10 protein-coding genes are annotated in these 12,990 nt (G+C 69.9%); 6 read left to right on the forward strand and 4 right to left on the reverse strand.

The features are described 5' to 3' along the window. Positions 1-13: 13 nt before the first annotated feature. From ACIBL3_RS08140 to dacB, 3 genes are read right to left on the reverse strand one after another with little or no spacing between them, the layout of a single operon-like run. A complete protein-coding gene (locus ACIBL3_RS08140) occupies positions 14-943 on the reverse strand; it encodes a GNAT family N-acetyltransferase (RefSeq protein ID WP_396352550.1) in 930 nt (309 codons plus the stop codon). Then, positions 940-1,902, reverse strand: a complete 963-nt coding sequence (locus ACIBL3_RS08145) for a GNAT family N-acetyltransferase (RefSeq protein WP_396352551.1) — start codon at positions 1,900-1,902, stop codon at positions 940-942. Before ACIBL3_RS08145 ends, ACIBL3_RS08140 begins: the two co-directional genes overlap by 4 nt. A 42-nt stretch (positions 1,903-1,944) precedes the next feature. Continuing rightward, positions 1,945-3,483: a D-alanyl-D-alanine carboxypeptidase/D-alanyl-D-alanine-endopeptidase gene (dacB, locus tag ACIBL3_RS08150; protein ID WP_396352552.1), complete on the reverse strand. Its 1,539-nt coding sequence runs from the start codon at positions 3,481-3,483 to the stop codon at positions 1,945-1,947. Positions 3,484-3,657: 174 nt separating this feature from the next. Between dacB and ACIBL3_RS08155 the strand changes: the two genes are divergently transcribed. The 4 genes from ACIBL3_RS08155 (at position 3,658) to ACIBL3_RS08170 (ending at position 8,565) form a co-directional block, all read left to right on the forward strand. Further along, positions 3,658-4,956: a family 43 glycosylhydrolase gene (locus ACIBL3_RS08155; RefSeq protein ID WP_396352553.1), complete on the forward strand. Its 1,299-nt coding sequence runs from the start codon at positions 3,658-3,660 to the stop codon at positions 4,954-4,956. Positions 4,957-5,074: 118 nt separating this feature from the next. Continuing rightward, positions 5,075-7,207 (forward strand): alkaline phosphatase family protein, encoded by a 2,133-nt coding sequence (locus ACIBL3_RS08160; protein WP_396352554.1) that lies wholly within the window; start codon positions 5,075-5,077, stop codon positions 7,205-7,207. Positions 7,208-7,210: 3 nt separating this feature from the next. Then, complete coding sequence (locus ACIBL3_RS08165) at positions 7,211-7,978, forward strand: MBL fold metallo-hydrolase (RefSeq protein ID WP_396352555.1); 768 nt, start codon at positions 7,211-7,213, stop codon at positions 7,976-7,978. Then, a complete protein-coding gene (locus tag ACIBL3_RS08170) occupies positions 7,975-8,565 on the forward strand; it encodes a DedA family protein (protein ID WP_396352556.1) in 591 nt (196 codons plus the stop codon). Before ACIBL3_RS08165 ends, ACIBL3_RS08170 begins: the two co-directional genes overlap by 4 nt. Here the strand turns inward: ACIBL3_RS08170 and ACIBL3_RS08175 are convergent. Next, positions 8,551-9,192 carry a TIGR03085 family metal-binding protein gene (locus ACIBL3_RS08175; protein ID WP_396352557.1) on the reverse strand — a complete coding sequence of 214 codons (642 nt, stop codon included), beginning with the start codon at positions 9,190-9,192 and terminating at the stop codon, positions 8,551-8,553. The genes ACIBL3_RS08170 and ACIBL3_RS08175 overlap by 15 nt on opposite strands. Positions 9,193-9,292: 100 nt before the next feature. Between ACIBL3_RS08175 and ACIBL3_RS08180 the strand changes: the two genes are divergently transcribed. Together ACIBL3_RS08180 and ACIBL3_RS08185 are read left to right on the forward strand one after the other, a co-directional pair. Further along, positions 9,293-11,140, forward strand: a complete 1,848-nt coding sequence (locus ACIBL3_RS08180) for an ABC transporter ATP-binding protein (RefSeq protein WP_396352558.1) — start codon at positions 9,293-9,295, stop codon at positions 11,138-11,140. Next, positions 11,137-12,933 carry an ABC transporter ATP-binding protein gene (locus ACIBL3_RS08185; protein WP_396352559.1) on the forward strand — a complete coding sequence of 599 codons (1,797 nt, stop codon included), beginning with the start codon at positions 11,137-11,139 and terminating at the stop codon, positions 12,931-12,933. The genes ACIBL3_RS08180 and ACIBL3_RS08185 overlap by 4 nt, the downstream gene beginning before the upstream one ends. Positions 12,934-12,990: the final 57 nt, after the last annotated feature.

Consider the following 12,990-nt stretch of genomic DNA (forward strand, 5'->3'; position numbering starts at 1 on the left):
TGAGAGCAACCTCTCAGATCTGGATCGTCCGTCGCCAGATGTCGCTGATCAGGTCGGGACGCATGCCGACGGCGGTGTAGACAGCGACGGCCGGCGTCGGGTTCGAGCTGTCGACGTGCAGGATCGTGCCGGCCCGGCCGGCCGCGGCGTCGGTGGCGAAGGTGTCGTACAGCAGGTACTTCCCAAGTCCCTTGCCTCGGGCCTCGGGTACGACGGCCAACCGGCCGACGTACCCGCAGTTGTCGGTACTGACGAAGTTGTCGTTGCACTCGCAGACCGCGACCGCCCTCCCGTCGAGCTCGACCGTGGTGAGCTGCGACCAGTCGAACGTCGACCGGCTCTCCCGCGACGCCACCCACTCGTCGTACGGCCGCGGATCCGCTCCCGGCTGCGACCGGAACGCCTCCACGAGTACGGCGTGCGCCGCCCGCCGACTCGCCTCGTCCAGGGCCCCGCGCCGTACCACCGCGCCGGCCGGAACCGCCGGCCGTTCGACGGCGCCGTCGAAGGTGATCCGCATCCGGCGGATCGACGTACTGACCGCGAAGCCGTGCGCGGCCACGATCCGCGGCATGAACTCGTCCTGCCGGATCACGCCGATGCTCAGCACCACCTCGCCGCGGCCGACCTCGCGAGCCCGCTGGATCCCGCGATCGATCAGCCATTCGGCGACGGCCGGAATCTCGCTCAGCACCTCGAGGTTCACCCGCGACCCGTCGCTGCTCCCGGCTGCCGTGGCCGACCCGGCGAATCCGCCCTCGGCGTCGACCACGACCCACCCGTCGGTCGCCGGATCGAAGCCCGGATCCCGCAGGTATTTCGCGACATCCTCGACGCTGAACTTCGGGAAGCCGATCAGCGCGGTCGTGTAGGCGCCGGTTCGCTCGGCGATCAGCGCCGCGTCGTCGACGGTCATCGGGCGGACGGTGAAGCCCTTGATCACGCCGCCACCTCCAGACGCCAGACGTCGAGCACCAGGGAAGCGCGCATGCCGACGCCGAGGTAGAGGCCGAGCGCCGGCGTCGGGTTGTTGGTGTCCACGTGGAGCACAGTCCCGACCCGCCCGGCCGCCGCATCGAGTGCGAACTGCTCGCGGAGCAGGAACTTCGCCAGGCCGCGACCGCGCGCCTCGGCCAGGACGCACAGCCGGCCGATGTGCCCGCAGTTCTCGTCCTCGAGGTACTGGTCGTTGGCCTCCCGCAACGCCACCGGCTGTCCGTCCAGCTCGAGCACCGTCAGCTGCGACCAGTCGAAGGCGGAGTGGTTCTCGTGCGCCGCATGCCACTCCTCGAACGTGCGTGGCGTGAACCCGAACTGGCCTTGGAAGCACGCCGTCACCAGCGCATGCGCCGTGCGCCGGCTCGCCTCGTCCGGTGCGCCGCGCCGGACCGTGACTCCCTCCGGTACGACGGGCGCATCAGCGGGTGAATCGACGGCGCTGGTGTGATCGACCCGCATCCGGTGGAACGTCGTAGCCCGAGCGAAGCCGTCGTCGGACAGTCGACGGCCGCGGGTCTCGTCAGCCCGGTAGACCACGGCGTCGAGCTGGACCGACGAGTGGCCGTGCTCGCGGGCGATCTCGCCCGCCCGGCGGGTGATCCTGCCGAGCAGGTAGGTCTCGACCGCCGGGTCGGCGGTGAACAGGTCGGTGTCGAGCAGGTGGCGATCGCCCTTGCCGAAGATCCAGCCGTAGCCGACCGGAGTCTCGCCGTCGAACACCAGCCAGCCGTCCGTCTCCGGCACGAACCCGGGCTCGGTGAGCGCGTCGACCGCATCGTCGAGGGTGTAGTCGGCGAAACCGACGATCGGCGTGTTGTAGGCGGACACCAGCGCCAGCACCGCCTCGGCATCCTCCCTGGCCGGGGGTCGGACGGTCACGGTCTCGGGCAGTACGGCGGTCATTCCGTCATCGTGGAGAAACGACCGCCGTACTGTCCAACCGGTTTAGCAGGCCTTCTCCCACTCGAGGTCGCACGCGGCCTCGGTGGTGGTACGGAGGTTGCTCGCGGTCTGGTTCGGCCAGGACGCGAGCGTGACGCCGACCGCGTCCTCGATGGAGCGCGGGCTGACCAGGTAGTTGTTGCTGATCATCGAGAAGACCAGCTTGCGGCCGTCGGCGCTGGTGACGTAGCCCGACAGCGACGTCACGCCGGTGAGCGAGCCAGTCTTGCCGTGCAGGTTGTTGGCGGCCGGGGTATTGGCCATCCGGCTGCGCAGCGTGCCGCCGACGAAGCGTTGCGGGTTGCCCGCGATCGGCAGGGCGTCGTACCACTGCTGCCACCAGGGCTCTTTCTGTACGGCGATCAGCAGGTCGGTGATGCTGTCGGCGGTGACGTTCACCTTGCGGGACAGACCGGAGCCGTCGGACAGCCGGATCGTGCCGGTGGCGACGCCGACGCTCTGCGCGTAGTCGCTGACGACACCCAGCCCGGCCGGCCAGCTACCCGACGCCTCCGCGACTGCGCCCATCGCCTTGACAAGCGTCTCGGCGTGCATGTTGTTGGACAGCTTGAGGAACGGGTTCATCAGCTCGCCGACCGTCATCGACTCGTCCCGGGCCAGCACGCGAGCGGTGGCGGGGGAGGCGGCGTTCGTCACCTTGCCGACGACGCTGACGCCCTGCGCCGCGAGGGCACGCCGGAACACGTCGGCGGCGTAGAGTTCGGGCTCCCAGACCGTCACCCACTCCTGCCCGACGGACGCGCCGAGCGGCACCGAGCCGGTCACCCGCACGATGTTGGTGCCGTGCTCCCGCTCGATGTTCAGCGTGTTGGCCGACCCAGCCGCGCCGGTCTTCGCGGTGTTCACGAGCTTGAGTACGCCGTTCGCCGGGACCAGGGCGAGCTGGACCGGAGCACCGGCGGTGGCACCGGGTCGGCTTTCGACGATCGCCGTACCGGAGTCGTAGTCGGTGTTCGGGGCGAGGGTGAGGGCGGAGATCTGCGCCGAGTAATAGAACGGCTCGTCGTCCCAAGCCCAGCTGTCGCCGAGCCGGACGGAGTCGAAGTACGTGTCGTCCGCGACCAGGTCACCGACGACGTGGCGGACGCCGGACTGGGCCAGCTGTTTGGCCAGGGCGACGTAGTCGGACTCGAGTGCGGTCGGGTCGCCGTACCCCTTGAGGTAGAGGTTGCCGAGCAGCGAGCCTCGGTTCACCGGACCGGTGGCCAGCACGTCCGTGTGGAAGCGGTACGACGGGCCGAGCACGTGCATCGCGGCCGTCGAGGAGAAGAGCTTGGTGTTCGACGCGGGCAGCATCCGCGTGCCGCCGTTCCGGTCGTACAACGTCTCGCCGGTCGTCGCGTCGCGGACCACCAGCGCGACCTGCGACCCGTTGTAGCGGCTGTCGCTCAGCAGGCTGTCAAGGCGCTCCTGCAACGGCGTCGCTTGTACGGTCGCCGGCGCACCGGCCGATTGCGTGACCACTCCACCGACCGCGGTCGCGAGCACCGCGACGGCGGCGATCACCCCGCGTCCCGACACTCTCGGTAAATGTCTCACGAGAACACCCCTCCATCCAGGCGGAATCCAACTAGCGGGAGTCTCCACCCCGGAACGCCCCGGGTCCAGTCATCAGCCAAATCGACCTCTGGTCATCCAGGTGAATCGATGGAAAAGTTCGGTCCACAGGTATCCGCCCCCACCTGAGGAGTCCCGATGCGACGACTTCTGCCGGCCGTGCTCGCCCTGCTCGGCGTGGCCACCTTCCTGTCACCGCCGGTGCACGCGGCCACTACCGCGGCCGTCTTCCCGGCCGAGATCATCGGGGAGGACTTCCCCGATCCGGACGTGTTCGAGAAGAACGGCACCTGGTACGCCTACTCGACCAACAACGGCCGCGGCCACGTCCCGGTCGCCACCGCCCCGAGCGCGAACGGCCCGTGGACGATCCGCGGCGACGCGATGCCGGGCGGACCGTCGTCCGGGTGGGCGCAGTCCGGCCGCACCTGGGCGCCGGACGTGTTCCCGAACCCGAACGGCTCGTACACACTGACCTACACCGCCTGGCACAAGTCATCCGGGCGGCAGTGCATCGGCGTCGCCACCGGCTCCTCGCCGCTCGGCCCGTTCACCCCGGTCGGCAGCCAGCCGCTGATCTGCCCGCTCAACCTCGGTGGCGCGATCGACGCGAGCACCTTCGTCGCGAACGACGGCACCCGCTACCTGCTCTGGAAGAACGACGGCAACGCCATCGGCCAGCCGTCGACCCTGTGGCTCACCCGTACGGCGAACAACGGCACGACCCTGGTCGGCGGCAACTCGGCGCTGCTCACCGCGAGCGGGGTGATCGAGGCGCCGGACCTGGTCCAGCGCGGCAGCCAGTTCGTCCTGTACTACTCCAGTGGCGGCTACACCGACTGCAACTACCTGACGTCGTACGCGACCGCCCCGAGCCTGAGTGGGCCGTGGACGACTGCCTTCCGGCCGCTGATGACGACGGCGACGTTCGACAACCACATCTGCGGGCCGGGTGGCGCGGACTTCGTCGGCGACAAGGTGTTCGTGCACGGGTGGGTCGGAGGGTCGCGGCATCTGTACGTCGCCGATCTCGGGTACGCGAACGACTACCCGGTGGTCCGCGGCAGCCGGGTCCGGTACGAGGCCGAGCGCGGGACGCTGAACCACTGCGTCGTCCGGTCGAACGCGGCCGGGGCATCGGACGGGAAGGTGGTCGCGTACATCGACTACGCCGACTCGTGGGTGCAGAACACTGTGTTCGCTCCGGTTGCAGGCGGTTACACACTGCATGTGGGCTACGCGAACGGATCGGGGGCGACCGCCAGTCACGGCCTGGTTGTCAACGGCAACAACCATGGCTCGGTGAGCTACCCGGTGACCGGCTGGGACAACTGGCGGCAGAGCTCGGTCTCGATCACCCTGAACGCCGGCTGGAACACCATCCGCCTGACCAAGGGCGCGCTGTACGCGGAGGTTGACTACTTGGAGGTTCAGTGACTGGTCAGGGATTACCCGGGATCGTCCCGCTCGGTGCGTGGCGCGATGCGGCTGGACTGGACCATGGCTCGTACGCTCGGTACAGCACAGCAGCAGCGACGGGGAGCACGAGCGGGAGATGGCGAAACCACCAGAGCAGGTGTCCGGTGACCGGCGGCGACGACGACCGGTCTGGCTGGACCTGCGTCGCCGTACCGGCCGTGGCCTGCAGGCGATGCTGTTCGGCGGCCTGGCCTCGCTGATCTCGCTGATCATCACCTTCTGGACGCTGCCGCAGATCAGCAGCGACGGCTGGCTGCCGATCCTGCGGCTGGTCGTGCTGCTGGCCGTCTTCAGCATGCTGATGCGCTGGGCGCTGGCCGGGGTCGCGATCCTGATCGGCTCGATCGGCGTCCTGATCGGCGGGCTGCTGTCCCAGTTCGGCGTCGTCTACCTCGGCATCACCGTCGACCCGGGCGTGAACCTGCACGGTGGCGTCGAGGCCCCGCTGCTGGTCGCGGTCGTGATGGCCTCGGTCAGCGCGTTCGTCGGCTGGATCGCGTACGCCGGCAGCGACGACGCGTACGTCGCCGAGGTGATGCGGGTCGTGCACCGCCGGGCCCGCAAGATCACGCCGGCGCCGAAGACCGGGATGCTGATCATCCAGATCGACGGCCTGTCCGCACCGCTGCTGAACTGGATGGTGCTGGCCGGCAACCTGCCGAACCTGGGCGGCTGGATCCGGGACGGGAAGCACTCGATGGTGGGCTGGCACACCGGTGTGCCGTCGACGACCCCGGCCAGCCAGGCCGGCATCCTGCACGGCGGCTCCCGGCAGATTCCGGCGTTCCGGTGGTACGAGAAGGACTCCGCCCGGGTGGTGGTGACCAACCGTGGCCGGGACGCCGCCGAGCTCGAGGACCGGATGTCGACCGGTCGTGGCCTGCTCGCGGACGGCGGGGTGAGCATCAGCAACAACTGGTCCGGCGACGCGGATCGGTGCGAGCTGGTGTTCAGCCGCGCCTCGCTGCCGAGCAACCGCAGCCGCGGGTACGTCCGCTTCTTCTCCAGCCCGCAGGGCGCCGCCCGCGGCCTGGTGCTGTGCGTCGCCGAGATCGTCAAGGAGCTGCACCAGGCCCGGCGCCAGCGGGCGCGGCACCTGGTCCCGCGGGTCAAGCGCGGCAGCCCCTACATCTTCCTGCGCGCGGTCACCAACGTCCTCCTTCGCGACCTGAACGTCTCGCTGATCACCGACGAGCTGGTGAAGGGCACCCCGGTCATCTACTGCGACTTCGTCGACTACGACGAGGTCGCGCACCACGCCGGACCGACCCGCGCGGAGTCGCTGCAGACCCTCGAAGGCCTGGACCGCGTGCTCGGCGCGTTGCAGCGGATCATCGACACCCTGCCGCACTCGTACGAGATCGTCGTCCTGTCCGACCACGGCCAGAGCCAGGGCTCGACCTTCTTCCAGCGGTACGGCCGGACGCTCACCGAGGTGGTCGACGACCTGGTCGACACCACCAAGGAGCCGGTGGCCGCGGTCGGCAAGGCCGAGGGCTGGGGTCCGGTGAACGCGTTCCTGACCGAGCTCAGCCTGCGCCGCAGTGTGGCCGGCTCGGTCACCCGGAAGGCACTCCACGGCAAGGCCAGGAGTGGCGAGGTGGAGCTCGGCCCGAAGGACTGCGAGCCGCAGATCGCCGCGGACGAGCAGGTGGTGGTCACGTCGTCGGGCAACCTGGCCCTGATCTACCTGGCGACCACACCCGGCCGGGTGCCGCTTGAGGAGATCGAGCTACTGCACCCGAAGCTGATTCCCGGGCTGGCGACCCACCCGGGCGTCGGGTTCGTCGTGGTCGACTCGCTCGCCGAGGGGCCGGTCGCGATCGGCCGAGCCGGGGTACACGTGCTGCGCAGCGGCCGGATCGAGGGTGAGGACCCGCTGCCGCCGTACGGGCCGTTCGCGACCGCGTCGATGCTGCGGCAGGCGGAGATGCCGCACAACGGCGACATCGTGGTGATCAGTCGGCTGGACGACTACACCCACGAGGTGGCCGCGTTCGAGGAACTGGTCGGGTCCCACGGCGGCATCGGCGGCTGGCAGACCGAGGCGGTCCTGGTGCACCCGAGCCGTTGGGAAGTCGACGAACCTCCCGTAGGCTCCGACGCGGTCCACGCGCTGCTGATCAGCTGGCTCGAGCACCTCGGCCACCGCAAGGACCTCCGGGCTGCGCAATCCGCTCCCGGGGTCGAGTCGAAGGTGGAGGCCTGAAGCGTGCGGATCACCTGGTGGGGGCATGCCACCACCACGATCGAGGAGAACGGCACGCGGTTGCTCACCGATCCCGTGCTCACGTCCCGGATCGCGCATCTGCGCCGCCGCCGTGGACCGGCCCCGCTGCCCGTCGCGGCCGAGTGCGACGCCGTACTGATCTCGCACATGCACGCCGATCACCTGCACCTGACCTCGCTCACGCTGGTCGCGCCAGGTGCCGCGCTGGTCGTGCCGCAGGGTACAGCCCGGTTGATCGCCCAGGAGTTCGGTACGGCGATGGCGGACCGGTGCATCGAGGTTGCCCCGGGCAATCAGGTCCGGATCGGCGCGCTCGACATCACCGCGATCACGGCTCACCACGACGGCCGGCGGTTGCCGTGGTCATCGTTCAGCGGGCCGGCTCTCGGCTACCGGATCGAGGGTTCGCCGAGCGTGTGGTTCGCCGGTGACACCGACCTGTTCGACGAGCTGGGGGCCGAAGCCGGGCCGGTCGACATGGCGCTGGTGCCGGTCGGCGGATGGGGGCCGTCGCTCGGTCCGGGGCACCTCGATCCCGTCCGCGCGGCGGAGGCAGTGCAGCGGGTGCAGGCGCGGGCGGCGATCCCGGTCCACTTCGGGACGTTCTGGCCGATCGGGTGCGACTGGCTCAAACCCGAGCTGTTCCTGCCGCCGGGGGACCGGTTCAAGGCCGCGATGGCGGAGCTCGATCCGGCGGTGAACGTCGAGATCCTGGCGCCGGGGGAGTCGACCGAGGTGGTCGCGCCGTGACGGGCGAGCCGCGGTTCGATCTCTGGTACCTCTTCGCGCTTGCGGGTGCCGTGCTGCTGGGCGCCGTACTGCCGGTGCTGCCGACCGGGGCGGCGGTGTCGGCGGGCGCCGTACTGGCGTCGCACCACAATCCGATCGGGCTGGCCGGCGTCCTGGTCGCGGGTGCGCTCGGGGCGTATCTCGGGGACCTGATCGTGTACGCCGGATGCCGGTTCGGCGGGGAGCGATTGGCGAAACGAGTCGGCTGGCTGCGGGACAACGCGTCACTCGACGCGCTGCGGGTCCGGCTGGGCGAGCACGAGATCGGGGTGCTGCTGACCTCGCGGCTGATCCCGGGTGGACGGGTGCCGGTGCTGCTCGCCGCCGGGCTGGCCGGGTACCCGTGGGAGCGGTTCGCGCTGGTCGACCTGACCGCGTCGTCGCTGTGGGCTGCGGTCTACATGGCGATCGGCCTGCTCGGGTACGCGCTGTTCGACGAGCCGTGGCAGGGCGTGGTCGCGGCGGTCGTGCTGGTCATCCTGACGACCGTGGTGAGCGGCCTGGTCCAGCGCTGGCGACGGAGCCGGCGCGCCTCACACTCCGAATGACGCGGTGCGGATCCGCTCGACCGTCTCCGCGTCGCCGTCCAGCTGTACGGCGGCCACCCGCTGCCGGCCGAAACAGAACAGCACCAGTTCCGACGGCTCGCCCGTCACCGTGACCGAACCCAGCTCGGTCGGCTTCTTCGCGACTGTCGTCGTACCGTCCGGCAGTCGCAGGACCAGCCCACTCGGAGCCTTTCGGGTCATCGACTTGGCGGCCAGCCGGACCGCCTTCCACAGTCCGGCCTGCTGGCCGGCCGGGAGGGTCCGGACGTCGTACGACGGTTGCGCCCGGCGGACGTCCTCGTGGTGGACGAAGTACTCGGTCGTGTTCAGCTGGTGGCCGAACTTCGGCACCGCGTAGATCGACACCTTCGGCGGACCGTTGCGGACCTTGTCGACCACTTCGCTGAAGCTGTACCGCTCCTTGGCCCGCGCCATCCGTTTCTCGGTGGTGTCCGACAGCGCCGGAATCATGATCCCCGGACCGGCCATCGGGTCCGATTCCCGGACGTACAGATGCACGGCCAGGTCGTAGGTGTCCCACCCTTCACACAGCGTCGGCTGATCAGGCCCGAGCTGGTCGAAGAGGTCACACAGAGCAAGACGTTCCACCCGGCTGTAGTCGGTCACAACTCGATCGTAGTTGTCGGAGTGGAATGGCAGAATGTCAATCGTTGTCATGACTGTGCCCGGTCTACGCACCTGATTTGCCCTGGAGAGCGTCTTGCCCATGCCGAAGGTCCCCGACAAGGGCAGCGTCACCCGTCGAGGGTTGGCCGTCTTGAAGGTCGCGATCTGGGAGGAGCCGTGGATCTTCACCCTGTCCGTGCTGGCCAGCATGCTGTACGGCGCGATGACGGTGGCCGACGGATGGGCGCTCGGCTGGGCCACCGACAACGTCATCCGGCCGGCGCTGGAGCGCGGTGACACCACCTTCGGCGCGATCGCCTCGCTGGTGACCCTGTTCCTCGGGATCGCGGTCCTGCGCGCGATCGGTGTGGTCGGCCGCCGGATCGGCGCCGGCGTGATGCAGTTCCGGCTGCAGGCGACGTACCGGCGGCGCGTCACCCGGCAGTACCTGAAGCTCCCGCTCGAGTGGCACCACCGGCACCCGACCGGGATGCTGCTGTCGAACGCCAACGCCGACGTCGAGTCGATCTGGTTCGTGATCGCACCGCTGCCGATGGCGATCGGCGTGATCGCGATGCTCGCGTTCGCGACGGTCGCGATGTTCATGGCCGACGTCTGGCTCGCGCTGGTCGGCTGCCTCGTCTTCCCCCTGGTGTTCGTGGCGAACGTGATCTTCCAGCGCTACCTGCAGCCGCTCGCGACCCGCGCGCAGCAGCTTCGCGCGGACGTGTCCGAGGTCGCGCACGAGTCGTTCGACGGCGCCCTGGTGGTGAAGACGCTGGGCCGCGAGGCCGCCGAGACCGAGCGCTTCCGCGCCCCGACGTACGCGCTGCGGGACGCGAACATCGCGGTCAACAAGGCTCGCGGCATGTTCGACCCGGTGATCGACGGCCTGCCCCGGCTCGGCGTGCTCGCGGTGCTGCTGGTCGGTGTCGGACGGGTCAGCTCGGGTGCCGCCGACGCGGGCGACGTGGTGCAGGTGGCGTTCCTGTTCACCCTGATCGGCTTCCCGATCCGGGCGCTCGGCTGGGTGCTCGGCGAGCTCCCGCGCTCGGTCGTCGGCTGGGACCGGGTCCAGCGCGTGCTGACCGCCGAGGGCGGGATGGAGTACGGCGACGAGCGGCTCACGTCGACCAAGGCGGCCCGGCTCGAGGTGTCCGGCGTACGGTTCGGTTACCTGCCCGAGCGGGACGTGCTGGCCGGTGTGGACTTCGCTATCGAGCCCGGACGGACCGTCGCGATGGTCGGCCCGACCGGCGCCGGGAAGTCGACGCTGACCACGCTGTTGACTCGCCTGGTCGACCCGGAGGAAGGCGCGGTCAAGGTCGACGGCCTCGACCTGCGCGACCTCGCCCGGGACGAGCTGGCAGGCTCGGTCGCGCTGGTGGCGCAGACCGCGTTCCTGTTCGACGACACGATCCGCGGCAACATCACGCTCGGCGGCGACTACAGCGACGAGGACGTCTGGGACGCGCTGCGGATCGCCCAGGGTGACGGCTTCGTGAAGGGCCTCCCGGACGGCCTCGACACCAAGGTCGGCGAGCGTGGCACGACGCTGTCCGGTGGCCAACGGCAACGAATAGCGCTGGCCCGGGCCCTGGTCCGGCGGCCGCGGCTGCTGATCCTGGACGACGCGACCAGCGCGGTCGACCCGCAGGTCGAGGCGCGGATCCTGGCCGGGCTGCGGTCCGCGGTCCAGGACTCCGAGGCCGCCACGACGGTGCTGGTGATCGCGTACCGGAAGGCGACGATCTCGCTCGCCGACGAGGTGGTGTTCCTGGACGAGGGCCGGATCGCCGCCCACGGGACCCACACCGAGCTGCAGCAGACGTCGGCCGCCTATCGCGAGCTGGTCGACGCCTACGAGAAGGACGCGGCCCGCCGGCAGGAAGAGTCGGAGCTGGCCGCCGAGATAGATGACTTGGACGCGGAAGGAGCATCCGCGTGAGTACGGCGGAGACGAGCCGGCTGGATCACGCTGACGACGCGGGTGGTCTGGAGACACTGCGACAGGGGCTGCGCGTCTCGCCGGAATTGGGGCAGGGCTGGTGGATTACCGGGCTTCTTGCGCTGGTGATGACGGCCGGGCGGATCGTGGTACCGATCGCTGTGCAGCAGACGATCGACAAGGGGCTGTCCGGCCCGGGTGGTCCGGACATGTCCTACGTGGCGTGGATGTGTGCGGTCTGTGCGGCGGGTGTGCTGGTCACGGCGGGGGCGTCGTACCTGACCACTGTGCGGCTGGCGATCAACTCCGAGCGCGGCCTGTCGACGATGCGGATCAAGGCGTTCCGGCATGTGCACGACTTGCCGGTGCTGACGCAGAGCACCGAGCGGCGCGGCGCGCTGGTCAGCCGGGTCACGTCGGACGTGGACACGGTGTCGCAGTTCCTGCAGTTCGGCGGGTTCATCTTCCTGGTCAGCATCGGGCAGATGCTGCTCGCGACCGTGGTGATGTTCGTCTACTCCTGGCAGCTCGCGCTGGTCGTGCTGGTCTGCTTCATCCCGCTGTTCGCCAGCCTGAAGTACCTGCAGCGGCTGATGTCGGCGGCCTACGGCGTGGTCCGGGCGAAGGTCGGCGAGATGCTGTCCGCGATCGCCGAGCCGGTGGTCGGGGCGCAGGTGGTCCGCGCGTACGCGATCGAGAAGCGCACGCAGGAGCGGATCGACGCCTCCATCGAGGACTACCGCCGTACGGCGACCAAGGCGCAGGCGATCACCGGTCTGACCTTCTCGATCGGTGGTCTGGCGGCCGGTCTGGCCAACGCCGGCGTGCTGACCGCGGGCGTGCTGCTCGGGGTCGACGGGCAGGCGACGCTCGGCGAGATCCTCGCGTTCATGTTCCTGGTCGCGCTGTTCTCGGACCCGGTGCAGATCGCGACGCAGGTGCTGACCGACGCGCAGAGTGCGTTCGCCGGCTGGCGGCGGGTGCTCGGCGTGATCGCGACCCCGGCTGACGTGGTCGACCCGGGGGAGTCGGGTGTCGTGCAGGCGCGCGGGCCGATCTCGGTCGAGTTCGCCGACGTGGACTTCGCGTACCCGGACGGCGAGCTGGTGTTGCGGGATGTCGACGTACGGCTGGAGCCGCATCGGCGGGTCGCGGTGGTGGGGGAGACCGGGTCCGGGAAGACGACGTTCGCGAAGCTGCTGACCCGGTTGATGGACCCGTCGTCGGGCGCCGTACTGCTGGACGGGGTGGACGCGCGGGAGATCTCGTTCGCGTCGCTGCGGGAGCGGGTCGTGATGGTGCCGCAGGACGGGTACTTGTTCGACGCGTCACTCGCCGAGAACGTGCGCTTCGGGCGGCCTGAGGTGACGGACACGCAGTTGCTGGAGGCGTTCGAGTCGCTGGGGCTGACGGACTGGCTGGAGTCGCTGCCGGATGGGCTGGACTCGCCGGTCGGCCAGCGCGGTGAGTCGCTGTCGGCGGGTGAGCGTCAGCTGGTCGCGTTGGTACGGGCGAACATCGCCGACCCCGACCTGCTGGTCCTCGACGAGGCGACGTCGGCGGTCGACCCCGGGACCGAGGTTCGGGTGAACGCGGCGCTGGAGCGGCTGATGGCGGGCCGGACGTCGGTGACCATCGCGCACCGGCTGTCGACGGCCGAGGCCGCGGACGAGGTGCTGGTCTTCGACAACGGCGAGGTCGTCGAGCGCGGCCCGCACGCGGAGCTGGTCGGCGCCGGCGGCGTCTACACCCGCCTGCACGACAGCTGGATCGCCCAACGCGACGCTGTCTAGACGTACGACGGCCGGGACCGAAGAAAGGGGCCGGTCCCGGCCGTCCATCTCACACGA

Source organism: Kribbella sp. NPDC050124, assembly GCF_044460355.1.
Taxonomy (GTDB): domain Bacteria; phylum Actinomycetota; class Actinomycetes; order Propionibacteriales; family Kribbellaceae; genus Kribbella.

What these genes read in the sequence shown, in the direction of transcription:
- ACIBL3_RS08160 (WP_396352554.1), top strand. Translation starts at nt 5,075, where the DNA reads ATGGCGAAACCACCAGAGCAGGTGTCCGGTGACCGGCGGCGACGACGA.
- ACIBL3_RS08180 (WP_396352558.1), top strand. Translation starts at nt 9,293, where the DNA reads ATGCCGAAGGTCCCCGACAAGGGCAGCGTCACCCGTCGAGGGTTGGCC.
- ACIBL3_RS08155 (WP_396352553.1), top strand. Translation starts at nt 3,658, where the DNA reads ATGCGACGACTTCTGCCGGCCGTGCTCGCCCTGCTCGGCGTGGCCACC.
- ACIBL3_RS08145 (WP_396352551.1), bottom strand. Translation starts at nt 1,902, where the DNA reads ATGACCGCCGTACTGCCCGAGACCGTGACCGTCCGACCCCCGGCCAGG.